General features: G+C 40.2%; 26 protein-coding genes. 2 read left to right on the forward strand and 24 right to left on the reverse strand.

The genetic code is table 11. The features are described 5' to 3' along the window. Positions 1–26: 26 nt before the first annotated feature. Both CWC16_RS11960 and CWC16_RS11965 read right to left on the reverse strand, forming a co-directional pair. Positions 27–1,304 carry a VCBS domain-containing protein gene (locus CWC16_RS11960; RefSeq protein WP_138541694.1) on the reverse strand — a complete coding sequence of 426 codons (1,278 nt, stop codon included), beginning with the start codon at positions 1,302–1,304 and terminating at the stop codon, positions 27–29. 214 nt (positions 1,305–1,518) lie between these two features. Then, positions 1,519–1,773: a hypothetical protein gene (locus tag CWC16_RS11965; RefSeq protein ID WP_138541695.1), complete on the reverse strand. Its 255-nt coding sequence runs from the start codon at positions 1,771–1,773 to the stop codon at positions 1,519–1,521. 161 nt (positions 1,774–1,934) lie between these two features. Between CWC16_RS11965 and CWC16_RS11970 the strand changes: the two genes are divergently transcribed. After that, positions 1,935–2,174: an RNA recognition motif domain-containing protein gene (locus CWC16_RS11970; RefSeq protein ID WP_055013969.1), complete on the forward strand. Its 240-nt coding sequence runs from the start codon at positions 1,935–1,937 to the stop codon at positions 2,172–2,174. Between the two features lie 110 nt (positions 2,175–2,284). On the opposite strand, the gene CWC16_RS19880 is transcribed toward CWC16_RS11970, so the two are convergent. Further along, on the reverse strand, positions 2,285–2,437 hold the full coding sequence (locus CWC16_RS19880) for a hypothetical protein (protein WP_162838338.1): 153 nt from the start codon (positions 2,435–2,437) through the stop codon (positions 2,285–2,287). A 155-nt stretch (positions 2,438–2,592) separates the two neighbouring features. Between CWC16_RS19880 and CWC16_RS11975 the strand changes: the two genes are divergently transcribed. Continuing rightward, positions 2,593–4,215, forward strand: coding sequence for a M28 family metallopeptidase (locus CWC16_RS11975; RefSeq protein WP_138541696.1), 1,623 nt, complete (start codon positions 2,593–2,595; stop codon positions 4,213–4,215). 52 nt (positions 4,216–4,267) lie between these two features. Here CWC16_RS11975 and CWC16_RS11980 read toward each other — a convergent pair whose 3' ends face one another. The 21 genes from CWC16_RS11980 to rbfA form a co-directional block, all read right to left on the reverse strand. Further along, positions 4,268–5,212 carry a general glycosylation pathway protein gene (locus CWC16_RS11980; protein ID WP_138541697.1) on the reverse strand — a complete coding sequence of 315 codons (945 nt, stop codon included), beginning with the start codon at positions 5,210–5,212 and terminating at the stop codon, positions 4,268–4,270. 242 nt (positions 5,213–5,454) lie between these two features. Further along, the gene (locus CWC16_RS11985; protein ID WP_126006420.1) at positions 5,455–5,670 is read right to left on the reverse strand and encodes an EF-hand domain-containing protein; all 216 of its coding nucleotides are present in this window, start codon (positions 5,668–5,670) and stop codon (positions 5,455–5,457) included. 72 nt (positions 5,671–5,742) lie between these two features. After that, positions 5,743–5,943, reverse strand: coding sequence for a hypothetical protein (locus CWC16_RS11990; RefSeq protein WP_055013973.1), 201 nt, complete (start codon positions 5,941–5,943; stop codon positions 5,743–5,745). Positions 5,944–6,367: 424 nt separating this feature from the next. Then, positions 6,368–6,580 carry an EF-hand domain-containing protein gene (locus tag CWC16_RS11995; RefSeq protein ID WP_004585903.1) on the reverse strand — a complete coding sequence of 71 codons (213 nt, stop codon included), beginning with the start codon at positions 6,578–6,580 and terminating at the stop codon, positions 6,368–6,370. A gap of 543 nt (positions 6,581–7,123) precedes the next feature. Beyond that, complete coding sequence (locus tag CWC16_RS12000) at positions 7,124–7,339, reverse strand: TIGR02450 family Trp-rich protein (RefSeq protein ID WP_024033778.1); 216 nt, start codon at positions 7,337–7,339, stop codon at positions 7,124–7,126. Positions 7,340–7,440: 101 nt separating this feature from the next. After that, positions 7,441–7,791, reverse strand: coding sequence for a cupredoxin domain-containing protein (locus tag CWC16_RS12005; protein WP_138541698.1), 351 nt, complete (start codon positions 7,789–7,791; stop codon positions 7,441–7,443). A gap of 10 nt (positions 7,792–7,801) precedes the next feature. Then, a complete protein-coding gene (locus CWC16_RS12010) occupies positions 7,802–10,045 on the reverse strand; it encodes a heavy metal translocating P-type ATPase (RefSeq protein WP_138541699.1) in 2,244 nt (747 codons plus the stop codon). Next, entirely contained in the window at positions 10,045–10,479 is a 435-nt protein-coding gene (locus CWC16_RS12015) for a MerR family transcriptional regulator (RefSeq protein WP_138541700.1), read from the reverse strand. Before CWC16_RS12015 ends, CWC16_RS12010 begins: the two co-directional genes overlap by 1 nt. Before the next feature lie 149 nt (positions 10,480–10,628). Then, positions 10,629–11,126: a DUF2059 domain-containing protein gene (locus CWC16_RS12020; RefSeq protein ID WP_138541701.1), complete on the reverse strand. Its 498-nt coding sequence runs from the start codon at positions 11,124–11,126 to the stop codon at positions 10,629–10,631. Positions 11,127–11,411: 285 nt separating this feature from the next. Then, the gene (locus tag CWC16_RS12025; protein WP_138541702.1) at positions 11,412–11,744 is read right to left on the reverse strand and encodes a Na+/H+ antiporter subunit G; all 333 of its coding nucleotides are present in this window, start codon (positions 11,742–11,744) and stop codon (positions 11,412–11,414) included. A gap of 9 nt (positions 11,745–11,753) precedes the next feature. After that, entirely contained in the window at positions 11,754–12,023 is a 270-nt protein-coding gene (locus CWC16_RS12030) for a K+/H+ antiporter subunit F (RefSeq protein WP_013464545.1), read from the reverse strand. Continuing rightward, positions 12,017–12,553 (reverse strand): Na+/H+ antiporter subunit E, encoded by a 537-nt coding sequence (locus CWC16_RS12035; RefSeq protein WP_055013981.1) that lies wholly within the window; start codon positions 12,551–12,553, stop codon positions 12,017–12,019. The genes CWC16_RS12030 and CWC16_RS12035 overlap by 7 nt, the downstream gene beginning before the upstream one ends. Further along, on the reverse strand, positions 12,553–14,070 hold the full coding sequence (locus tag CWC16_RS12040; RefSeq protein ID WP_138541703.1) for a monovalent cation/H+ antiporter subunit D: 1,518 nt from the start codon (positions 14,068–14,070) through the stop codon (positions 12,553–12,555). The genes CWC16_RS12035 and CWC16_RS12040 overlap by 1 nt, the downstream gene beginning before the upstream one ends. Further along, positions 14,067–14,420: a Na+/H+ antiporter subunit C gene (locus CWC16_RS12045; protein ID WP_055013983.1), complete on the reverse strand. Its 354-nt coding sequence runs from the start codon at positions 14,418–14,420 to the stop codon at positions 14,067–14,069. The genes CWC16_RS12040 and CWC16_RS12045 overlap by 4 nt, the downstream gene beginning before the upstream one ends. Further along, positions 14,420–17,212 (reverse strand): monovalent cation/H+ antiporter subunit A, encoded by a 2,793-nt coding sequence (locus tag CWC16_RS12050; protein ID WP_138541704.1) that lies wholly within the window; start codon positions 17,210–17,212, stop codon positions 14,420–14,422. The genes CWC16_RS12045 and CWC16_RS12050 overlap by 1 nt, the downstream gene beginning before the upstream one ends. A 154-nt stretch (positions 17,213–17,366) precedes the next feature. Continuing rightward, positions 17,367–18,500 (reverse strand): hypothetical protein, encoded by a 1,134-nt coding sequence (locus CWC16_RS12055; RefSeq protein ID WP_138541705.1) that lies wholly within the window; start codon positions 18,498–18,500, stop codon positions 17,367–17,369. After that, positions 18,484–19,362, reverse strand: a complete 879-nt coding sequence (gene nlpI, locus CWC16_RS12060; protein ID WP_138541706.1) for a lipoprotein NlpI — start codon at positions 19,360–19,362, stop codon at positions 18,484–18,486. The genes CWC16_RS12055 and nlpI overlap by 17 nt, the downstream gene beginning before the upstream one ends. Before the next feature lie 140 nt (positions 19,363–19,502). Further along, entirely contained in the window at positions 19,503–21,629 is a 2,127-nt protein-coding gene (gene pnp / locus CWC16_RS12065) for a polyribonucleotide nucleotidyltransferase (protein WP_055017204.1), read from the reverse strand. A gap of 324 nt (positions 21,630–21,953) precedes the next feature. Beyond that, a complete protein-coding gene (gene rpsO / locus CWC16_RS12070) occupies positions 21,954–22,223 on the reverse strand; it encodes a 30S ribosomal protein S15 (RefSeq protein ID WP_004585888.1) in 270 nt (89 codons plus the stop codon). 109 nt (positions 22,224–22,332) lie between these two features. After that, a complete protein-coding gene (gene truB, locus CWC16_RS12075) occupies positions 22,333–23,277 on the reverse strand; it encodes a tRNA pseudouridine(55) synthase TruB (RefSeq protein WP_138541707.1) in 945 nt (314 codons plus the stop codon). Beyond that, entirely contained in the window at positions 23,277–23,684 is a 408-nt protein-coding gene (gene rbfA, locus CWC16_RS12080) for a 30S ribosome-binding factor RbfA (protein WP_004585886.1), read from the reverse strand. The genes truB and rbfA overlap by 1 nt, the downstream gene beginning before the upstream one ends. Between the last annotated feature and the right edge of the window lie 88 nt (positions 23,685–23,772).

Below are 23,772 nucleotides of genomic sequence, written 5' to 3' on the forward strand. Positions count from 1 at the left end.
CTTTTTTCTTTATACTCAATTATATATCACTGTGCTAAAACGCCCTTTTTAATCACAAAATCAGCAAACCGTACTTGCTCTTCCTCAGCGCGAAGGCTATCAGTTTCGACTATTGAGCGATAGATGCCCCATTTAGGGCGAGCAAAGTCCTCATCGCTAAAGCCACGCCACATATCTATGTTTTGCTCGCTAATGCTAAATAGCTCTTCGTTGTCACTTAAACGCCTTAGGGTCATTTCAAATTGCCCCGCTTCACTAAATGTAGCTTGTATAAATACCGCAACCCATTCATCAGTAATGAGTGACCAGTCAGTTTCTACAAGGTTTTTATCAAGCCCCGTGCTGTTACCATTTTCGTCAAAGCCAGCGCTATAACGCACTTGCAATTGATTACCCGTACTGTTTTTTTGCGCCCCAGAGAGCGTAATAATAGGTTGGTCGTCGTTGCCATTAGTATTATCGTTGCTGTCATTTCGAGCTTTTATTTGAAAAAAATGACTAAATTTACTACTTAGCTCAAGTTCGCTAGAGACTTTAAACCTCCAATGGTATTGTACTGTTTCGTCTTTAAACGCAAGTGTCGCTGCGGGTGATTTGTCATACGATTTAATTTCGTTGCGCTGGCGGTCGGTTGCGCCTTTGTCTTTATCTTGGTCTTCATCACGATGTGCTAAAAACACAAAGTGATTACCTACTATTGAGTCAGTATCTTCAATAATATGCACAACACCTTGATGATTACCGCTATACATATCAGGCGACTCTATTGCCCCTTCACTAAACGCATTTTCTATTAGTGTATAAGCAGTTAACCCTGTATTTTCGCCATCGGCATTGAGGGTTGTTTCTTGCGTTACTGTAAAGTCATCACCCCGTGCAGCGCCTATAATGGTTATAGACACTGTCGCTTCGGTACCATCTGCCGATGTGACAGTTATTTCATCAAGTAAGGTTTCATTTTCGTTTAGTGCAATCACAGCGGCATGGTCGCTATTAAGCATATATGACCAATTCCCATCCTCAGCTAAGTTAAATAAACCATAAACTGTCGTGATATTACTTTGTGCTTTAAATACTGCTTCGCTGGCTTGTGCATCGGTTATAGATAACGCTCCTGTTATTGCAATATCACGAGTGTTTTCAATACTTACAGCCATTTCACCACTAATTACTGCAGCGCTTTGTGCGACTACCGATGCATTGACAGGCTCACTTTTTGATCCTGAGCTACCGCACCCTACAGCTAAAATACCCAAAGAACAAACAGAAGAAATAGTTAAAACACGCAAGCCAAATTTCGACATAAACAACCAACTCAAGTTAATGGTAAGTAAATAAAATAAAATATAACTTACCAATTATTTGTTTTAATAACTAGATTTTTATTACCAGAATAACGAAATCGGTTTTAACTTAATAAGGAGATAACTTGATTTTAGCAGTATACTTGGAAGGATGGCTTCATTGGACAAGGAAAGTACAAAATGAAAAAGCCGATTATCTACCGGCTTTTATAAGTTAACCTTCACAAGTAGCTAATTTAAAACCACTAACATGTGATGACCTATTTGCAACAGAGTTGCGGGCCCATTCAGCTTTACTTCTAATGTCTTGCAAAATTTTTGCGGATTGACACTCTTTATATGTTTTATGATAACTAATAGCATTTGTTTTTTCAGCGTTCAGCAAAACAATGGTATCATTATTTGAACTTGTGGTGGAATTACAAGCTGTTAACAATAAAGCAGAAATACAAACTAGTACTTTTTTCATAATCGTCCCTCTTAATTTAAACTTATTTTTAATTTAGTATGTTTTTTATGCATTGTAAATATTTGCTCTTTTCTCCCAAATTAAATAAAAGGCTAAATAAAATTAGGTTAAAGGCAAGTTACTTGAGATAATCCACAACGAACCCCTTATTTAGGTTATATATGAAATTATTAGTTCGTAATTTGTCTCGCGCTACCACAGAGCAAGACCTTCGCACGTTGTTTGCAGCACACGGTAAAGTAACTACCTGTAACTTGGTGCTTGATAAAGAGACTGGTTTATCAAAAGGCTTTGCCTTTGTAGAAATGCCAAACGACATAGAAAGTAGAGGCGCTATTAAAGCTCTTAATCAAACAAGCGTTGATAAAAGCAAAATTCGCGTAAAATACGCAGATGAATAATTAGCTACTTGCTATATATGATTAAAACCAGCTATTTGCTGGTTTTTTACGTTTTAAGTTACGCTATAGGACAGATTAATATTAGCGCGACGCTTTAAAACATTAATCGCCTAGGGTGCCGCTTTTTTTATACTAATTGTACCTAACACTACAAAGGATGCAGCTAAAGCAAAAAACATCGCTTGTTGTGCGAGCAAAGCTGCTGCAAAAAATGCTACACCGCTGCCTATAAACAGGTATCCGCTTTTTTTAGATTGGTTCATTGTGTGTGCTCCATTTATTGTTGTCGATTATTTATACACCCCATACCAAATATTTTCAATTTTTCAAAAATAGAACAGGCAAAGTGATAAATATTCGACTCAAATTAATGCATCCTTTATATTAAAAGCCAATTTAAAAAACTATTCAGAAAACTATGGCATCATCTCTTTTAAAAAGCGCTAGCTTAAGCCTGCTAGTCGCTCTCTTTGGTTGCTCTGAGCCTGCAAGCGAGCATTCTTCTTTAGAAAATACCCCAGGCGTTAGCCTAAATAACGTTAAACAGCATATAAAAATGCTTGCCTCTGATGACTTTCAAGGTCGTGGTCCACTTACCCATGGTGAAGTAAAAACAGTGGGTTACTTGAGCGAGCAATACGAAGCAATGGGTTTAACTGGGGCCTATAATGGCAAGTATTTACAGCCAGTAAAAATGGCCATGGTCACGGCTAATCAAAACATGCAATTACAGGTAGGCGACTTAAAGTTTAAAGCAGGTAACGATTTTACCGCCCGCACAGAGCAATTACAGCCACTAATTGATGTACGAAACTCTGACATTGTATTTGTGGGTTACGGTATTAATGCCCCCGAATACAACTGGAATGATTACAAAAACATTAATGTTGAAGGTAAAACCGTTATTGTATTGGTAAACGACCCAGGCTTTGCGACGCAAAACGATACGTTATTTACAGGTAACGCTATGACCTACTACGGCCGGTGGACTTACAAATACGAAGAAGCAGCACGCCAAGGTGCCAAAGCGGTATTTATTGTGCACGAAACGGCCCCTGCTGCTTACCCTTGGGGTGTGGTTGAAAGTTCAAACACGGGGACTAAATACACCCTAATGGACAATAACCTAAACGCCTCTAAGCTCCCTGTTATGGGTTGGCTAACACTTAATACTACAGAGCAAATTTTTAATGCCGCACAACTTAACTACGAAAATTTAAAACAAAAGGCTTTAAGTGATGACTTTAAAGCCACAGCGCTTAATTTAACAGCCAACCTTTCATTTAAAAATGAAGTATCGCATGCCAAATCACATAACGTGGTTGCGCAAATTACGGGAAACGACGCCCCTAATGAGTACGTGGTAATAGGTGCGCATTGGGATCATTTTGGTACCAAACAAACCGACAGTGGCCCTAAAATTTATAACGGCGCAGTAGATAATGCTTCTGGCACAGCGGCCACACTTGAAATTGCCCGCATTATGAATCAAATCCACCAGCAAACACCGTTTAAGCGCTCTATTTTATTTGCTAATTTTACCGCTGAGGAAACTGGCCTCATCGGCTCACAAGAGTTTGCAACCGGTGGTGTTGTGCCCACTAAACAAATGGTTGCTCTATTAAATATTGACGGGATGAACGTGTTAGATGGCACTGATTACATTTTGCAATACGGTAACGATTTATCCACCCTAGAGAGCTACCTAGCAAATGCGGCAAAAGCACAAGATCGTGTTGTTAAAATGGATCCTCGCCCGCAAAATGGATTGTTTTTTAGATCGGATCATTTTTCTTTAGCTAAGCAAGGTGTGCCTAGTTTATTGTTTATGAGCCTTGGCGATACCGACCCTGATTACATTGCGCAAAAATACCATAAAGAAGCAGACGATTACTCGCCGCAGTGGTCATTAGGTGGTGTAAAACAAGACATAGAGCTTATTGTTGATATAGCCACAAAACTTGCTAACAATGGCGATTGGCCTACATGGACGAGTGACTCAGACTTTAAAACAAAGCGCGAGCAAGATAAGCCGCATTAGTAAGCAATGTTTAAAGCTAAATAGCAATTATACCCATCTTATTGAAATCCTCCTACTTGGAGGATTTTAATTTTGAGCGCGCCCGCATTAGTAAGGTTTCGGCTTTAGCCCCTAAATACACATAAATAGCCAAGGCTATTAAAAGCCCTACCACCGCAAGCATCATCGCAATGGCCGGTAATAAGTATTCAGCTTGCCCGAGCGCCGCTTTAAACATGGTTAATAGCGCCTCAATAGATATTGCAATTAGCACGGTAGATATAAACCGAGTAATTGTGCGCCGTGTAGATGAGTGCCTAAATATATCCTTATGCATTAAAATCTCTTCTTCGAGAATGGTTTTCCCTAAATCAAACACGGCCAACGCTAAAGTAATATATATAATAATGCTAAAGGGCTCGAGGGGATCAGAGGCTGAGTCAAAGTGGGTTAATAATGCATATATATCGTTAAATACGATGCTCAGTAAAAACAGAACCAAAGTAAATAAACACGCCACAATCACCCCATAACCCGCTTTAAAATAAGGCGAAATACCGGCTCGCGCGCTGTCTCCCATTACAAACTCAATTAACTGGGTTAAGCATACGTCTAGCACTAAATAATGTTGCTGGTTAATTGGCTTTTTCAGCTCTTTAATAGCCGAAATACATAAATGATTAGTTGCGATAGAAATATACGGATCGGTAAAGCACACCGAATCGGTTTGTTTAGATTGTGAAAAGTAAGGGCGCTCACTTAAATCTTGCTGATTACCTTGCTCAGCTAATTTTTTATAAGCACGCTTAAAGCACACATTATTGCCTTGCTGAAGCCCAGATTCGTTTAAACAATATTGCAGCTCTAAAAAGGGGTATTGCTTTACTAAAAAACGCGTATCTCGATTTTTGTTAAGCCCATCTTCAATACTCATTAAAATAGAGTCAAGCAAGCTGTGTATTACTTGCTCATACTCATGGTAGCGCTCAACGCTACTTATATAACTCATTCGCGCCATAATTGTTTACTCACTCAGTTGCTCTAGCGTTAACTAAGCAAGTTTAAAACCACTTAAATATATTGTTTAAAATCAATATGTTATGAATAAACATAATTGAAATTGCACCCTTTTGGTGATAAAACGGCATTTATATTTTATTCGGCGCACAAAAAAGCAGCTAAGTATTAAATACTTAGCTGCTTGGCGAGTATGATCTTTAAACATTTGGTTAGTGCGTAAACCTACGTATGCGCCTAATTTTATTGTACCTTTGAAAACTCTTGCTGAGAAAGCTCACCATTTCCATCTGTATCTAACTTATCAAATAGCTGAACTAACTGAGCATTAGCCTGTGCTTCTGATTTGCTAATAACGCCATCGCCGTCAGCATCAAAAGAGTTAAAATCTACCGCAGCAAAGGCTGCTGAAGATGATAAAAGAGCAACAAGTGCTAGCGTTTTATTTACTGTTTTCATAATCGTTCCTTAGGCATAATAAACAGATTAAAGGTGAGAAATCCTTTTCGAAGATCCATTAAGGGGTAATTGTTAATATTCAAAAAAGTCATTTTCGGTAACGCCATTTCGGCTTTGCATATTTAATTGCTGCATTATTTGTTCTGCTGAATGATCACTTTGGTTTGCTAAATCACCCTCGCCTTGCATAGGTGTTTTAAACTCTGTATTTGCCAATACCACCGATGATGACACCAAGGTGATAAGTACAAATGTTGTTTTGAGCTTAGTCATAATGTAATCCTTCAATAATATGCATTACCTGTATAAATTTGCGCTGAGGTGGTTACAATTCACTTCCTTGTTATTCTTTTTAATAAGCTCCCTTGCCTATTTAGGTTGTCTTTGGCAACTCAGAATCATGCTTACACCACAGCGCATTAATCGTCTGCGCTTGTAAAACCTTTGCTTAAAAAAAGTTTACCGTTTGTGTTGGTATCAAACTTTGCAAATGTGCCAGAAAATACCAGCGCTATTGCAAGCAAAGTTGGGTATCGCTTTTACATATCGATTCCTTCGCTATGCGTTTATAATAAAATGCCCTGTGTATTACACTGTCCTTGTTATTCTTTATGGTAAGCTCCCTTGCCTACTTAGGTTGTCTTTGGCAACTCAGAATTAAACGTGCCACTGGGCGTTAACTACTCAAAGCACTCACTTATGCTTTGTCGAACTCACTCTTAGATAGCTCGTTGTTTTTGTCAGTATCAAGTTTTGTAAACTGACTCATTAATTCAGCATCAGCAGATGCTTCTAACGGGCTTAATGTGCCACTGCCATCTTTATCGAGTGTGTCAAAATCTGTTACTGCAAAAGCCGCTGATGAAGAGGCTAAAGCCATTAATACCAATGTTGATTGTGCCTTTTTCATAATGAAATCCTTCATAGGGTTGGAGGAGTAACCAATTAACGTTACCCACGTTTTGCTTAATACAGCTTAGTTATTACAACTTCAGTGCCATTTTTTATTTTTAATTGATAAACAATGAGTTACATGAAAAGTACATGTATAGATGAAGTTTCGAGGGGTATTTTTGTTGCTTTTTAGCAACAGCTAGATGAGCCACTTAATATAAACATTTAAAATCAATAGCTTATACTTTATAAAAAAGCCACACATGAGCTAAAAGCTAACAAAAAACATAATGTGGGGAAGTTTAAGAATAAACTAGAGCTGAACAGCTTAATTAAAACAATTAAACACTATAAAACCTAAATTATAAACAACTGAAATATAATAATATTTATAAAGTATTTGGCGTTTATTTTCTAAAAACACGGCAAGCCTGTAAAAAACAGGCATTTGTTGCCAAATGGCGAATTTAGTAAAAAACAGGGATCAAAAAAAGGATGCGCATAGCATTTATTTGGGGATAACAAATTGACGTTTTTTTAAAGTATAAAAACAATTTTACTACTTCCACCCTTGACGCCATTTTTGTGTGTCTTTTAAATCTCGCCAGCGTATTGAGTACTGATTTTTAGAAAACACCGACTCGGTAATACATTCAATTACATTACCTTCTTCATCGTATTCTACTTCTACAATTATAAAGTGTTTTTCTTTATTAATAGCTGGGGTAGCAGTCCACTTACTGTTTAGTAATTTTTTAGGGTTTAAGTTATTCATTAAATAATCTAGTGTGCTTAAATAACACTAATACGACATAACCCGTTGTTTAGCTCAACATAAAGTTAGACCGTATTAATGTTACTTCATCAACTCACTGGTTACTCAGCGATTAACTTACCTTTATACATTTTCATTTGGCATTGAAAGTCATACTCACCTGCTTTAAGTGCTGGCAAAGTGATTTTATTCTCTCCCATTGCAAGGCTTTCACTTACATCAAGCTGTGGGAACACCACCGTTTCGGTGCACGGTGCACTGTCTTTTCTATCAAATGTAAGTGTTACTTTTTTATTGGCAGCCACCTTTATATGGCTTGGTTGATAAACGCCGTTATCTACCACTATGGTTTGCGTATTGTCATTACTGTGTATTTGCTTTGGCTTATAAAGCCAAAACCAATAAATAATGGCCACAATTAATACTGCACCCAGTAAATTTATGATTAACATTATCGACTCCTTAGCGCTTATTGGGTTTATAAAAACGTAAGCGATTAGCATTGGTGACGACTGTCAGTGATGAAAGCGCCATAGCTGCGCCCGCCACTACAGGATTTAGTAGCACACCAATAAAGGGATACAACACACCGGCAGCAATAGGAATGCCCGCAACGTTATAAATAAAGGCACCAAACAAGTTTTGTTTAATGTTTTTAATTGTTGCGCTGCTAATGGCAATAGCATCGGCAAGGCCATGCAGCGAGCCACGCATTAAAGTAATATCGGCGCTTTCGATGGCTACATCGGTACCTGTGCCAATCGCAAAACCGACATCTGCCTTAGCAAGCGCGGGGGCGTCATTGATCCCATCACCCGTCATACCTACAATTTCGCCTTGCTGCTGGCGTTTAGTGACTTCATTTACTTTATCCTCTGGTAACACTTCTGCGATAAAATCATCAATACCGACTTTTTTAGCCACAGCGTGTGCGGTCGCTTTATTATCGCCAGTGAGCATTACTAGATGAATACCTTCATTTTGCAGGCGCTTAATTGCCTGTACTGAGTCTTCTTTTAGCGGGTCCGCCACCGCAATTAAGGCCATAAGTTGGTTATTACAGGAAAAATACATCGGCGTTTTAGCTTCTTTTGCAAAGGTGTGTGCTTGCTCAGCGGCCTCATCAACAACAATCTCGTATTTATCCATAAGCGCTTTATTACCAAATAACAAAGTCTGCTCATTCACCTTACCGCTTACACCTTTGCCGGTAATGGCGTCGAAGTCAGTCGCTTTACTCAAGGTGACGTTTTGTTTTTTAGCGTGCTGCATAATAGCCTCTGCCAGAGGGTGCTCAGAGCTACTTTCGAGGCTTGCAACTAATTGCATTACGTTATTTTCATCTGCGTTATTAAACGTTACAACATCTGTTACCTGGGGTGCACCTTGGGTGATGGTGCCGGTTTTATCTAAAATCATGGTAGTAATTTTAGAGGTAGTTTGCAGTGACTCGCCATTGCGAATTAATATGCCAAACTCGGCGGCTTTACCTATTCCCACCATTACCGACATAGGCGTTGCTAAACCCAGCGCACACGGGCATGCAATAATCAGCACGGTGGTTAACGCTACCACCGCATAAGCAATTGAAGGGGCTGGACCAAAATTTAGCCATGCAAGGGCTGCTAATATCGCAATTATCATTACTGTGGGCACAAATATGCCTGAAATAACATCGGCTAATCGCCCTATTGAAGGCTTAGAGTTTTGCGCACGTTTTACCATATTAATAATATTGGCAAGGGTTGTTTCTTGCCCTATATGTGTGGCTTCAAATAATAATGTGCCGCTTTTATTAATGCTGCCAGCAACTACTTTGTCGCCGGTTTGTTTACTCACAGGCATAGGCTCACCCGTGAGCATAGATTCATCTAATCTGCTGCTACCTTCGAGGACATCACCATCTACCGGGATTTTTTCGCCTGGGCGTACCCGTACATGGTCGCCCTTTTGCACATCACTAATGTCTATATCTTGCTCTTTGCCGTCGCGTATTACGCGGGCTGTTTTTGCTTGTAAGCCAATTAAACGCTTAATAGCCTGCGAAGTACGTCCACGCGCTTTCACTTCAAAAGCCAAGCCTAAACTAATTAACCCAATTATCATTGAAGAAGCTTCAAAATAAACGTGCCTTGCAACCTCAGGTAGTAAGCTAGGCGCAAGTACAACACACATTGAATATAACCACGCAGTGCCCGTTCCGAGGGCAATAAGTGTATCCATGTTAGCACCATGATTTTTAAATGACTGCCACGCGCCTTTATAAAACTGCTTACCTGCTACAGCCATAACGAAAAACGTGATAATACCGACCACACCCCAAGCTATGCGCTGGTTAGTGGTTGTCACGCTCATATCAAAAATAAGCCCATAAATCATAAGCGGCACGCCCACACCTAAAGCCAGCATCATGTTGCGCATTAGCTTTTTGTAATGTGCCTCGTCTGACTTGGCTTTTTCATCAAGCGCATCTTGCTCTGATGTGTTATCCATAGGTTTTGCGCCATAACCTATATTTTCAACGGCGCTAATTAATGTGCTTTGCTGCGCGCTGCCCTCTACTCGTACCGTGCGATCTGCAAAGTTCATTTCTACATTGTTTGCGCCTTGCACACTATTAAGGGCTTTTTCTATTTTGGCTACGCAACTGCCACAATTAGCCCCTTCAATAATAAAGTTTTGCTCTGTTGTTTTATTGCTACTCATTACACATCCCCGCTTTTTTCTTGCTCTGCAAGAGGGTCAACAAACGTCTCTATTAAGCTACACACATCACTTACAACAGCGCCGTCTGCCGATGTTTCCCACTGCTTTAACGCCGCCTGCATACGCACTCGTAATTTAAGGGTTTCTTGAAACAAGGCTTCGGTTTCTTCTAAACGCTTTGCAATAATTTGCCGTGTAAGTGGGCATGGGCAATGCCCTTGTTCTGACTCACCAATGATATGCTGTATATCTTTAAGGGAAAACCCGAGCTTTCGGGCGCTTATAATAAACTTTAAACGTTGGCGGTCTGCTTTTGTATATTGTTGATAGCCGTTACTTTGGCTACGTATGGGCCTTAAAAGGCCTATTCGTGTGTAATGACGAACTGTATCAGGCGTTACACCCATTAACGTCGCTAATTGCTTAACATACATAATTTAGCCCCCTTAGATTTTAGAGCTCAATTGTAAACCTATGTGTGACACACAGGTCAATAGAGAGGCCACATTAAAATATAATTAAAAAATTACTGGAGCTGATAAAATAAAAGCGCGCTAATGAGCGCGCTTAAGAGAAAGGGGGATTAATTTTCTTGTTGGCGAGAGGCTTTTAGCTCTTCACTTAGCTCACCGGCTATTTGCTGAATTTTTGGCATTGCATCTTGTACTAAGCTTTGCGACATTTGCATAGACTCTTGCATTACTACAGGCATTTTTTGAAGAATTTTTTGCCCTGTTTCAGTTTTATAAAACGCCAACATGTCGGCAATTTCTTGCTCGTTAAAATGTTTGTCGTAAACGTTAACCATCATCGGCTGCATTTTTTTCCAACTCATTTCAGTTTTAAGTACATTGGTCATATCTGCATAGTATTTATCAAAAATAGCTTGCTCAGAGGACTTAACACCCATTTGTGCAGACATATTTTTCATCATGCCTTCAACTTGCCCGTACATAGAGTCAACCATAGCATCCATGTTCATCACGTTAATTAGCTCATCTATTTTTTGCTGCTTAGTGGCCTCGTCAGCCAATACGCTGCCAGAAAATATAAGTAACGAAAGTAATAGTGCCTTAGCCATTGTCATATCCTTAAAAATAAAAAGTAAGGCCATACTCACATGATTTATATCAATCCGCAATAATACTTAATCATTTTCGGGGCGAAACGTGTTGCTGCCTAGATTAAAAAATCTTATTTAGAACAACTAAATAGAGAGTTTTTGCCTAGTTATCAATGCGCTTTTCCAACCTCAGAGCAAATCACTTAAAGCTAATGAGTAAAAAATAGTTCGTAAATGCGCATGCCCATACTAAAAAGGCCAAATAAAACATGTTTATTTGGCCTTTTTATGAATGTCCTAGGACTAATCTTCTTCTACGTTATCGAGCCCTTTTGTACCTTCTTTAGCTTTAAGCTTATGATGAATTGCTGACTTTATTAACATATACCCACTAATCGGGGCGGTAATTAATAAAAACACGGTAATCAATATCTCTTTAACACTAAAGCCGTGCCCTGAATTCGCAAAAAACACCATTGCTGCAATAAGTATACTTGCCATGCCTAAGGTTGTTGCTTTAGTTGGTCCATGCAATCGCATGTAAAAGTCAGGCAATTTAATCAAGCCTAATGAACCAATTAAAATAAACAGCCCACCAAACAATAACAATATGGATACAACCCATTCGCTTATCATTTTAAAATCCTATTCAATTATGTCGCCACGCAGTAAATACTTACACACAGCAACTGTACTAATAAAACCAAGCATAGCTATTAGCAATGCGGCTTCAAAATACAGGCCTGTGCCCATGCTAATACTGTATAAAATAATTAATGCAATGACGTTTATATACATAGTGTCCAGCGCCAAAATGCGGTCTGGCACCGATGGGCCTATAATAAGTCGCCATAAATTCAGTAATAGCGATAAGCCAATCATAGAAAAAACAATGAGTAATACAGTATCTAGCATTGAAAAATCTCCTTTAGGGGAGCTTCGTAGCGTTGTTTAATTTGTTTAATAAGTGCCTCTTCGTCTTTTAAATCGAGTACATGTATAAGTAAATAACGCTGTGTGGGCGTTTCACCTTCGTTAAGCGATTCTGGGATAGGGTACACTTCGGCACTTACTGTACCCGGTGTGAGTGATACACAACTGGCAAGAATCGTAATTGGCATATCATGGCTCAAATCTATAGGGACTTTTACAAAAGCAGGGCGTAATTTTTTAGCCGGACCCACTATTAACAAGGCCACCTGTAAATTAGCGACTACTATATCGTAAAGAACAATAAGTAGTTGTTTTAAAGCCAACCCCGGTTTTAGTATTAGCGGTTGTGGATCACGTAATGAAAAACTCAATAAGGGTATAAATATCGCTAAAAACGTTGCTAATACCAAGTGCCCTGGCGATACACTATTATTGAGTAGCAACCAGATCACAAATAAAAAGAAACTACGAAACGGCGTTGGCAACCAACGATAACGGGCTTGTAATCTCATTACTTCCCTCCTCTCATTACGGCATTAATACCACCATTAATGTCATGCAGTTGCGTAGCAGCACTGAGCATATAATCGCTGATAGGACCACCAAAAATAACTAACAATGGAGAACATGCCAATAACCCAACAATTATTAAAATTTGTAATGGGTGGGCATTAACGCCATCAGTACTCTCGCCCTTCTTTGCTTTTCGCTCCCAAAACAAACTGGTGCCAGCACGCGAAAGTGCAACTAATAAAACAAAGCTAGTAATTAAATAAACAGGCCAAAATAGTAAGGCTTGCTCGCTATTCAAGGTTGTTTTGAGGATCCAAACTTTTCCAACAAACCCCGATAGCGGTGGCATTCCTACAACGGTTAATACAGCAATTACAAAGCACGCCCCTAACAAATAGGGTTGGCTTACAGCGCGGCCAGCAACAAGTCTATCCCCTACTTTCCCTCTTTGTGTGGCAATTAAATCAGCTAATAAAAACAGTGCGGCACTGACTAAAGTAGAATGTACTAAATAATAAAGCAGTGCAGCTGTTGCTGTGACGTTTTGCAAGGCAATTAGAGCAACTAATGTGCCCACTGATACAACTACTAGGTTTGCCGTTAACTTGCGTAAATCTTGTGCTGCCATTACGCCAATTCCACCGACCACTATGGTGGCAATAGCTAAGCCCCATAACCAAGTTTGCGCCATATGCTCAAGCTCGCCGGCTTGTTCACCAAATATAACGGTATAAACGCGCAACATCGCGTATACGCCTACTTTGGTCATAATCGCAAACAACGCAGCAACGACAGGTTTTGCACTTGCATAGGTATTAGGTAACCATAAATGCAAAGGTAATAGCGCACCTTTTAAAGCAAATACAACTAACAATAGCAAGCCACCCGCTTTGGCTAAGTAAACATCGTCCCCTGTTAGCAGCGATACTTTTTGAGCCATATCGGCAATGTTTAATGTACCCAGTACGCCGTATAAAATACCCAACCCAATTAAAAATACGCTCGAGCCAACTAAGTTTAATATTACATATTGAAGTGCGGCGCGCGTATTTTGCTTATCACCTGCGTGCATAAGTAATGAGTATGAGGCAATAAGAAGTACTTCAAAAAATACAAATACATTAAACAGATCGCCTGTTAAAAATGCGCCATTTACACCTAATATTAAAAAGTGCACTAAAGGGTGAAAGAAATTACCTTTAGCATCATCACCTGCACAGCCATATAAAATGACTCCCATTCCTAAAAAGGATGTAAGTGCAACCAATAAAGTAGAAAGCATATCGGCAACAAGTACTATGCCAAAAGGCGCTGACCAATTACCAATTGCGTATACATTGATACCACTGTTATACACATGGATTAGCAGCATTGCACTGGCGATAAACGTGACCACCGCCATGATTGATGAGGCAATACGACGAATACGTAAGCTTTTACCACATGGCGGCAAAAGCAATATGACTGCTGCCAGCATAGGTAACAGAATAGGCAAAGAGCTTAAATGTTGAATCATTTTTGCTCCTTGCTATCGGCCGTGCTTTTTATTATTTGCCCATCAACATGATCGCTACCCAAATCGGCTCTACCACGTATTGCTAAAATAACCACAAATGCAGTCATAGCAAAACCTATTACAATGGCGGTTAACACTAAAGCTTGAGGCAATGGGTCTGCATAATCAGTACCTGTCCCAAGCACGACTGCTTTATTAATGGTTAAACGACCTGCAGAAAATAAAAATAAATTGACTGCATATGAAATCATAGTAAGTCCAAGCACCACTGGGAACGTACGCGCCCTAAGTAGTAAGTAAACACCACAACTCACTAACACTCCAACGCAAGATGCGTACAATAGCTCCATTAAATATTTACCTCTTTTTTCTGGGTATCTGCTGTCATGTTGCCAAGGCTTGCTAATATCATTAATGTAGCTCCAACTACTGTTAAGTATACGCCCAAATCAAACACAATCGCACTTGCAAGCTCTGTTTTGCCAATAAATGGAATATCAAAATAATCAAACCACGTTGTTAAAAATGGCCTATCGAAGAACCAGCTGCCTACACCAGTAAACAAGGCAATACCAATACCCGAAGCGATGATTTTGCGATAGTTAACTGCAAAGCGCTCACTTATCCAAGCTGACCCATGAGCCATGTACTGCAATATAAAGGCAATCGACGTTACTAAACCTGCAATAAAGCCACCGCCAGGTAAGTTATGGCCACGTAAGAAAATATAAGCCGATACTAATAATGCAAGCGGTAATAAACTATGCGAAATACTGGCAAGTAGTATAGGGTGGCGTTCACGCGCCCAAGGTCGCCCTTCACCATCACTTGCAGGCATAAACAGAGGAATACGCGACAGCACTTTAAATATTCCCAATGCTGCAATACCTAACACCGTGATCTCACCCAAGGTATCAAAGCCCCTAAAATCGACCAAAATAACGTTTACTACATTCGTACCGCCACCGCCTGTTTTAGCATTAGCGATAAAGAAATCAGATATTGATTCAAGCGGTCGTGTAAGAAGTGCGTAGCAAATACTTGCAACAACTACACCTAATGTTGATGCAATGCCTAAATCTCGTAATACCCTAAGTGAACTAGACTCTTTAGGTGTATGCTGAGGTAGGAAAAACAATGCTAGCATTAGTAAAATTACGGTGGCTACTTCAACGGTAAGTTGCGTAAGCGCTAAATCAGGGGCAGAAAAACGAGTGAACGCAACTGACACCATAAGCCCCACAATAGAAATCATTAATAAAGCAACTACACGAGAACGATGCCAAATAACCGTAGCCAATGCGCCAATAATTAATAACCCAGCGCCAATAGCATTGTGCACATCGACAGGGATACTCGCCATACTGCCGGCTAACTGTTGCATTTCAAACAATGGCCACCCCGCACACAATAGCACCACAGCCAGCATTACAAAAACGTAGCGCTGCAATGAGCCGTTTTCGATGCTACTTACTCTGTTTTGAGACCAAGTAATAGCCCTAAGGACAATTACCTCGAACGTTTTTTTAGCATTAAGGGGTGGTAACGAGGCTTGAAATTGAAATAAGTATTTGCGGTTAATATAAATAAATAAACCGCCCACCACAGCCATGGCACTCATCAATAAAGGAAGGTTAAAGCCATGCCAAATAGCCAGTTCGTACTCTGGAACTTGTTGACCAAGGACAGCCAATGATGCGGCATGTAAAATTCCATCAACAGAGAAATGTGGAAACATACCTACAAGCACACACAGCACAACCAGCACTTCAATTGGCAATCGCATATAACGTGGAGCTTCATGTGGTTGGCGTGGTAAATCTATGGGGTCGCCGTTAAAAAATACATCATGGATAAAGCGTGAGGAGTACGCCACAGAGAGCGCCCCTGCAATGGTCGCTAAAACCGGGATTAACCACGACATAGAGCCCAACACTTGTTGATGTAAGGTTTCGGCAAAAAACATTTCTTTAGATAAAAAACCGTTGAGCAATGGCACACCCGCCATTGAGGCTGCTGCGACCATTGCGAGTGTCGCCGTGTAAGGTAAATACCGCCACATGCCGTTGAGCTTACGCATATCACGCGTACCCGTTTCGTGATCGATTATACCCGTTGCCATAAATAATGAGGCTTTAAAAGTGGCGTGATTAATAATATGGAATATCGCCGCTACAGTAGAGAGCTCAGTATCAAGGCCCAGTAACAACGTAATTAAACCTAAATGGCTAATAGTTGAGTATGCTAACAGGCCCTTTAAATCGTGTTTGAACAACGCGATATAAGCACCAAACAAAAGCGTTGCTAAACCAGTCAAACCCACCAGTAAAAACCATGTGTCTGTGCCTGAAAGCACAGGATGAAAACGCGCTAATAAAAATATACCTGCTTTTACCATCGTCGCAGAATGCAAATACGCGCTTACTGGGGTTGGGGCTGCCATAGCGTGAGGGAGCCAAAAATGAAATGGAAACTGTGCCGATTTAGTAAATGCGCCTAGCAAAACTAATACAAGTGCAGTTTCGTATAAGTCATGAGATTGCACAATTGCCTTGCTAGCTAAAATTACATCCAGGTCGTAACTACCAACAATATCGGCCACTAACATTAAACCTGCCAGCAATGCTAAACCACCGGCACCGGTAACAGCTAGTGCCATACGCGCGCCCTTTCGCGCTTCTGTTTTATGCCACCAATAGCTAATTAATAAAAATGAGCTAATGCTGGTTAATTCCCAAAACAGCCAAAGTTGAATAACATTGTTAGACATAACAATGCCTAGCATGGCCGTCATGAACAACAATAAGTAACTATACAGCTTAGCTAAGGAGTCGTTTTTACTCAGATAGTAACGTGCGTAGGTAATGACCAGTATGCCTATGCCCAAAATCATAAACATAAACAGTAGGCTCAAGCCATCAAGACGAAATGATAAATCCAGCCCAAGTGCGGGGATCCACGTTACAGCATAACGAATTGTTTCACCTGCTAAAATAGCGGGAGTGTGGTATAGCGTAATACCTAAAGCTGTTAAAGGCGCAAGCACAGTCACAGCTGCAGCTTGCGTACGGGATAGTTTGCCGGTGCATGAAGAAATAACACTGCCAATTAAGGATAACAAAGGTATCCAGAGCAAAGTCATAATGTAGGGCCTTTTATAATCATAAGTTTATCCTTACGTTTTATACATCACGAAAAGATGCTTTTACTGTCTGTTTTTAAACGACATTAATACGTACAGTTATACTTATAAACAGCCATTTTGTCTATAGATAGCAAGCCTATTCGATTTAATTTTAATCAAGGGTTAAGGTTTCTTGTTGTTGTATTTGTTTCTGCCACAACGCCCTGTACCTCTTTGATAAACCTAGTTGTTGATACTGCATAATAGACCAATCCTTACTAGGCTTATATGCTACGCCCCCTTGCTGGCAGCTCTCACTTTTGTGCCAACCTGTAGGAGGCGGCTCGCCCTGTGAAATATATAAATTAGGCGCAACATAACCTTGCTTTGAACAAAGCCACTTTTGTTTGCTCTGCGGGAGCGTATATTCATCTTCAAACCCGCTAAAATGCATAAGCTCGTGTAAAAAAACATGATAGTTAGCGCTGGTACTTAGCTGCATTTGTTTGCCCATAACATTAGCCGTACCGTTTTTACTCATTATCACACTGTAGCCAAACTCTTTTGCAACCTTGGCTTTCAAAGCTTTATTTTTCCATTTACAGTTGGCCATAGAAAGTGTGTTTTTACACTCCAATGCGCCAGCGGCGTAAACCGGTTCGCTAAAACAAAACACCCCTTTTTGCGGTTCGGGTACTTTATTAAACTGTTTAGTGAAGCTTTGTAATTTATAAAGCCCTTCGCGATGAACGCCTATCATAACGACATTGTAGATACAGGTGCTATTACTAGCCGGTAAGGTATTTAAAGCCGTGAACCCAAGATTTTTTAAAAAAGCGTTTGGGATACGTTTGTAATGATTTGAAGTATGAAGTGCTAAGTGGTTATACGCATCCCCTTTGGGCAATAATTCTTGCTGCTTTAATAATAGTAAATCGTCCCAGCGCGATCGTGCCAAGAGAAGATTAGCTAAATCCTGTCGCTGGGCGTGGGTAATGTAAGTTATACTTTGTAGCCAAAATAACTTAGCTTGCTCGTTTTTATTTTTTTTTATCAGCTTTAAAGAATAATTGTATTGGGCTGATGGGATGTTTTCACGCGCTAAAAAGCCCAAGGTTAATCTGGGAAGATGCGCGATATTATTTGAAAAGTAGCGAGGGAATTGCCAATAGCTTTGCAGCGGATCAGCCTTCGTATTAAGTACATGCCAAAAACCATTACTGCTTAAATGGTTGCTAGAGCCCGCAATAAGCAGGCTAAATAGCAAACCACTTAAATAACACAGGTATTTAACTAGCGTCTGCACCAGCCATAAGCTCAAGCTCTAAACGCGCATATTTATATTCAATAAACTCATGCACATTAGTGGATAATGCCAATCTAAAGTAATCCGCAGCTAAGTACTGCTTGCCTGCTGCTTGGTGCATTTTGGCTAAATAAAAATACGCCTCGCACAAACGCTGTGCGTATTCTTGCTCAGATTTAACACCTTCGCTAATACCCGATAAAAACGTATGCTCACTCATATCGCCAGTATAAAGCGAAATTAACTGATACGCCCATTGCGATTCATCAAGTGCTGCGGCATTTGTTTTAAGAGCGGCTAATGCTTGTTGTTTATCCTCTTGCGACTGTGCAAGATAAAGCCATAGCACTCGGTAAGGATCGTTTGGTGATCGCGCTAAAAACTCATCAAAGTCACTTTGCGCCAAGTTTGCTCTTTCACCATAATACAGTGCAATACCACGGTTTAAATAAGCGTATTCATGCTCTTCATTAAGCTCAAGGGCTGAGTCAAAAAACTCATACGCTTTTTCGTATTGCTGCATTAAAGTATGCTGAATACCTAAAAAGTTATACACCTCAGCTAAATCAGGCTTTAGTTTTATAGCGCGGTTAAAATCAATGCGCGATAACGTGGTCATTCCTAGGCTATCAAATAATACCCCACGGTCATAATAAAGCTTAGCTTGTTGCTCGGTACTTAAATCGGCTCTATTTAATAGCTCAGAGTAACGTGCAATCGCAATTTCGCTTCTAAAGTCGGATGCAAGGGGTGCAGTAAAAGGCACATTAACAATCGGCGTAGGTTTTGATTCAGTCGTGGTTTGGCAAGCGCTTAAAGACAAAATAGCAAAAGATGCCAAAGCTAAGTGTTTGAGTATCATTAAAATCCTTAATACCAAGATATATCGCAATAAAAATAAGACAGACCTTGTCTAATAAGGTTTCATTAAAGCATAAAAAAAGGGGCTAAACAGCCCCTTTTTTATTATCCCGCGTATATTAACGGGTTAAAGTTTAGCAATTATGCGTCTTTTGACTCATCAGCTGCAGGTGCTGCTGATTCCATTGCTTCTTTAATGCTTAGACGTACACGGCCTTGGCGGTCTACTTCTAATACTTTAACTTTAACTTCTTGACCTTCACTTAAGTGGTCAGTTACGTTGTTAACACGCTCTGTGCTGATTTGAGAAATGTGCACAAGGCCATCTTTACCAGGAAGAATGTTTACAAACGCACCAAAGTCAACAATACGTACCACTTTACCAGTGTAGATAGTACCTACTTCTAGTTCTGCTGTTAATTGCTCAATACGTGTAATTGCGTTTTGCGCGCTTTCACCGTCTGTTGCAGCAATCTTAATTGTACCGTCATCTTCAATTTCAATTGTTGTGCCTGTCTCTTCGGTAAGTTGACGAATTGTAGCGCCACCTTTACCAATTACTTCAGCAATCTTCTTAGCAGGAATTTGCATAGTGTAGATGCGAGGAGCAAACATTGATAATTCTTCAGAAGGAGCAGAAATCGCTTCATCCATTACACCTAAAATATGTAAACGTGCCGCTTTAGCTTGTTTAAGCGCAATTTGCATGATTTCTTGTGTGATGCCTTCAATCTTGATATCCATTTGTAGTGCAGTGATACCGTTAGTAGTACCTGCAACTTTAAAGTCCATGTCACCTAAGTGATCTTCATCACCTAAGATATCTGAAAGAACAACAAACTTCTCATCTTCTTTCACTAGACCCATCGCGATACCCGCTACAGATGCTTTAATTGGTACACCCGCGTTCATAAGTGCTAATGACGTACCACAAACAGATGCCATTGAAGACGAACCGTTAGATTCAGTGATTTCAGATACAACACGAATTGAGTAAGGGAACTCAGTAAGTGTAGGCATTACAGCTTGAATACCACGCTTAGCTAGGTTACCGTGACCAATTTCACGACGCTTAGGAGAGCCTACAAAACCAGTTTCACCTACACAGAATGGAGGGAAGTTGTAGTTAAGCATAAAGTGGTTTTTATGAGTACCCGTTAAATCATCGATTAACTGCGAATCACGTTCTGTACCCAGTGTAGCAGTAACAAGCGCTTGTGTTTCACCACGAGTAAAGATTGCAGAACCGTGAGTACGTGGTAATACACCCGTCATTACGTCTAGTGCACGGATCATGTCTGGTTCACGACCATCGATACGTTTTTCACCTGCAGTGATGCGGCCACGTACAATTTTCTTCTCAAGTGAACCGAATACTTTACCTACTTCTTGCTTATCAAGCGTTTCATCTTCAGCAAGCTCGCTTGTAAGCGCTTCAATTACTGCGTCTTTTGCTGCAGTTAATGCTTCTTTACGCGCTACTTTATCAGTAATACGGTAAGCTTCACCTACTTTTTCAGAAGCAAGTTCAGCTACTTTTTCTTCAAGCGATACGTTTTTCTCAGGTGCAGTCCAATCCCATGTAGGTTTACCTGCTTCTGCTTTAAATTCGTTTATTGCATTGATGATAGCTTGAGATTGCTCATGGCCGTATACAACCGCACCTAGCATTACATCTTCAGCAAGTACATCAGCTTCAGACTCAACCATTAGTACTGCGTTATCAGTACCTGCAACAACTAAATCTAGTTGGCTTTCTTCAAGCTCTTTTAATGTCGGGTTTAGTACGTATTCACCGTTGATGTAACCAACGCGTGATGCACCAATTGGGCCGTTAAAAGGGATACCAGAGATAGCAAGTGCTGCTGATGTACCAATCATCGCAACCATATCTGGTTGGATTTCAGGGTTTACAGATACAACGGTTGCAATAACTTGTACTTCGTTTACGAAACCATTTGGGAAAAGTGGACGAATTGGACGGTCAATAAGACGTGCAATAAGTGTTTCGCCATCGTTAGGACGACCTTCACGCTTTAAGAAACCGCCAGGGATACGGCCGGCAGCGTACATACGCTCTTGGTAGTTAACTGTTAATGGGAAAAAATCTTGACCAGGTTGAGCTTCACGCTTACCAACTACAGTAACTAATACTGATGTATCGCCAATACTTGCTAATACTGCACCGTCAGCTTGACGTGCGATTGCACCTGTTTCTAGGGTAACTGTGTGTTGGCCTAGTTGAAATTCTTTAATAATTGCTTGCACTTAAAATATTCCTTAAATGTTTTTATATTTCAATAATAAGTGTCATTAAAAGGGCCAATTACAGTACATAATTGTATTCAGTTGGAAATCAATTAAGTACTACAATTGGCAAAATTTTTAATGACTGCAGATAACCTATTTATCTACGCGCATAGTATATACCAAAGCGACCTAAAATTGCGAGCCTACCCAAAGATAAAACACAATCGCTTTTGCCTAATCGTTTATTGATTTTTACTTATATTTTAAGAAGGTGTATTGGTAGGTTAAAAATTTAGGCACAAAAAAAGGAGCTATAAAGCTCCTTTTCTCGTAATCTAGTTCTTAGCGACGTAGGCCAAGCTCTTGGATTAGTGCAGTATAACGCGAGATATCTTTACCTTTAAGGTAATCAAGCAATTTACGGCGAGTACTTACTTTACGAAGCAGACCACGACGTGAGTGGAAGTCATGCTTGTGGTCAGCAAAGTGACCTTGAAGCTTGTTGATATCAAAAGTAAGTAAAGCTACTTGTACTTCAGGTGAACCAGTGTCGCCTTCAGCACGTGCAAATTTAGCAATGATATCGATTTTTTCTTGATTGCTTAGTGACATAATAACTCCAAAAGTTAAATTTAATAGGTGCTTTAGCCGATCACTAATTCAGCCAAAACGATTGAGCGGGCGTATTCTACCAACTATGAGGATAACTACAAGTGAAAGTTTACTCAGGTTGCTGATTAGATAAGCCGCGCTTTGATTTTAAATGCCCATCAGGGTTGCGCTCACCGGTCCCAATAAACACACCATCAGCTAAGACCTTAATGGCCCCTTCGGGTAAATCTGTGCCTACTACTACGGCTTGGCCATGGCTAAACGCAACACCCTGCTCTTTACTAATTTCTACAACGGGTAAATCAACCAGCGCACTATCCATTGGCAATAGCAGTTCATCAAGGTATGTAGAAGGGGCAACCTCCTCTTCTTTAGCCTTCGCTAATAGAGTTTCAAGGTGCTCAAGCGAGACCATTTTGTCTTTAGGATAATGGCCAACCGCCGAACGATGCAACATAATAACATGTGCGCCACAGCCTAGGTTTTCGCCTAAATCATCTACAATGGTACGGATGTATGTACCCTTAGATACATGCGCAGTCATTTGCACTTCATTGTTTGCTTCATCAAACTCATCAAGCGACAAACTAAACACGTTTATTTTTCGACACTTTCGCGGTACTTCAATGCCCTCACGCGCGTATTTATATAAAGGTTTACCTTCATATTTAAGTGCCGAGTACATTGATGGATACTGATCTGACTCGCCTAAAAACTTTTCAACTTCTGTAGCTAACTGTTCCGTGGTAACGTTTACATCACGGGTTTCTACCACTTCGCCATCTGAATCAGAGGTAGTTGTTCGCTCCCCTAGTTTTGCTCTTACCACATAGGTTTTATCTGTATCGAGCAAAAATTGGGTAAATTTAGTCGCTTCACCAAAGCAAATAGGCAGCATGCCAGTGGCCAGTGGATCTAGCGCACCGGTATGGCCAGCTTTTTGAGCAAAATAAATACCTTTAGCTTGCTGTAGGGCTTTGTTCGACGAAATGCCTTGAGGTTTGTTTAACAACAAAATACCATCAATCGGACGGCCTTTACTGCGTCTAGCCATTAGTCTTTAGTGCCTTCTTCGCTATCAGTTTCATCATCAACATGTTTAGCGTTATCTTCGCGAATAACCGAGTCCACTAAGTTAGAGATACGCATCCCTTCCATTAGTGAGTTATCTACTACAAACTTAAGCTCAGGCATTATACGAGCACGAATACGCTTACCCAGTAACGAGCGAATATAGCCCGTTGCTTCGTTAAGTATTTTTGCGCTTTCTTTTGCTTTGTTCTCATCTTCGGTATTAAACACCGTAATAAAAACTTTTGCGTAAGATAAATCGCGCGATACTTCTACCGCAGACACTGTCACCATGCCTAAGCGCGGATCTTTAATTTCGCGTTGTAAAATAACAGCAATTTCTTTTTGAATTTGCTGAGCAACACGATCAGTGCGAGAAAATTCTCTCATGATTGTTTTCCTAAAATCATAACTTACTGAATTAAAATAATAAGTTAATTAAATAATGGATACAGAAATGGGGGCAAAGCCCCCATTT

Source organism: Pseudoalteromonas sp. S3776 (assembly GCF_005886915.1).
Classification (GTDB): domain Bacteria; phylum Pseudomonadota; class Gammaproteobacteria; order Enterobacterales; family Alteromonadaceae; genus Pseudoalteromonas.

What these genes read in the sequence shown, in the direction of transcription:
- CWC16_RS11960 (WP_138541694.1), bottom strand. Translation starts at nt 1,304, where the DNA reads ATGTCGAAATTTGGCTTGCGTGTTTTAACTATTTCTTCTGTTTGTTCT.
- CWC16_RS11965 (WP_138541695.1), bottom strand. Translation starts at nt 1,773, where the DNA reads ATGAAAAAAGTACTAGTTTGTATTTCTGCTTTATTGTTAACAGCTTGT.
- CWC16_RS11970 (WP_055013969.1), top strand. Translation starts at nt 1,935, where the DNA reads ATGAAATTATTAGTTCGTAATTTGTCTCGCGCTACCACAGAGCAAGAC.
- CWC16_RS19880 (WP_162838338.1), bottom strand. Translation starts at nt 2,437, where the DNA reads ATGAACCAATCTAAAAAAAGCGGATACCTGTTTATAGGCAGCGGTGTA.
- CWC16_RS11975 (WP_138541696.1), top strand. Translation starts at nt 2,593, where the DNA reads ATGGCATCATCTCTTTTAAAAAGCGCTAGCTTAAGCCTGCTAGTCGCT.
- CWC16_RS11980 (WP_138541697.1), bottom strand. Translation starts at nt 5,212, where the DNA reads ATGGCGCGAATGAGTTATATAAGTAGCGTTGAGCGCTACCATGAGTAT.
- CWC16_RS11985 (WP_126006420.1), bottom strand. Translation starts at nt 5,670, where the DNA reads ATGAAAACAGTAAATAAAACGCTAGCACTTGTTGCTCTTTTATCATCT.
- CWC16_RS11990 (WP_055013973.1), bottom strand. Translation starts at nt 5,943, where the DNA reads ATGACTAAGCTCAAAACAACATTTGTACTTATCACCTTGGTGTCATCA.
- CWC16_RS11995 (WP_004585903.1), bottom strand. Translation starts at nt 6,580, where the DNA reads ATGAAAAAGGCACAATCAACATTGGTATTAATGGCTTTAGCCTCTTCA.
- CWC16_RS12000 (WP_024033778.1), bottom strand. Translation starts at nt 7,339, where the DNA reads ATGAATAACTTAAACCCTAAAAAATTACTAAACAGTAAGTGGACTGCT.
- CWC16_RS12005 (WP_138541698.1), bottom strand. Translation starts at nt 7,791, where the DNA reads ATGTTAATCATAAATTTACTGGGTGCAGTATTAATTGTGGCCATTATT.
- CWC16_RS12010 (WP_138541699.1), bottom strand. Translation starts at nt 10,045, where the DNA reads ATGAGTAGCAATAAAACAACAGAGCAAAACTTTATTATTGAAGGGGCT.
- CWC16_RS12015 (WP_138541700.1), bottom strand. Translation starts at nt 10,479, where the DNA reads ATGTATGTTAAGCAATTAGCGACGTTAATGGGTGTAACGCCTGATACA.
- CWC16_RS12020 (WP_138541701.1), bottom strand. Translation starts at nt 11,126, where the DNA reads ATGGCTAAGGCACTATTACTTTCGTTACTTATATTTTCTGGCAGCGTA.
- CWC16_RS12025 (WP_138541702.1), bottom strand. Translation starts at nt 11,744, where the DNA reads ATGATAAGCGAATGGGTTGTATCCATATTGTTATTGTTTGGTGGGCTG.
- CWC16_RS12030 (WP_013464545.1), bottom strand. Translation starts at nt 12,023, where the DNA reads ATGCTAGATACTGTATTACTCATTGTTTTTTCTATGATTGGCTTATCG.
- CWC16_RS12035 (WP_055013981.1), bottom strand. Translation starts at nt 12,553, where the DNA reads ATGAGATTACAAGCCCGTTATCGTTGGTTGCCAACGCCGTTTCGTAGT.
- CWC16_RS12040 (WP_138541703.1), bottom strand. Translation starts at nt 14,070, where the DNA reads ATGATTCAACATTTAAGCTCTTTGCCTATTCTGTTACCTATGCTGGCA.
- CWC16_RS12045 (WP_055013983.1), bottom strand. Translation starts at nt 14,420, where the DNA reads ATGGAGCTATTGTACGCATCTTGCGTTGGAGTGTTAGTGAGTTGTGGT.
- CWC16_RS12050 (WP_138541704.1), bottom strand. Translation starts at nt 17,212, where the DNA reads ATGACTTTGCTCTGGATACCTTTGTTATCCTTAATTGGCAGTGTTATT.
- nlpI (WP_138541706.1), bottom strand. Translation starts at nt 19,362, where the DNA reads ATGATACTCAAACACTTAGCTTTGGCATCTTTTGCTATTTTGTCTTTA.
- rpsO (WP_004585888.1), bottom strand. Translation starts at nt 22,223, where the DNA reads ATGTCACTAAGCAATCAAGAAAAAATCGATATCATTGCTAAATTTGCA.
- truB (WP_138541707.1), bottom strand. Translation starts at nt 23,277, where the DNA reads ATGGCTAGACGCAGTAAAGGCCGTCCGATTGATGGTATTTTGTTGTTA.
- rbfA (WP_004585886.1), bottom strand. Translation starts at nt 23,684, where the DNA reads ATGAGAGAATTTTCTCGCACTGATCGTGTTGCTCAGCAAATTCAAAAA.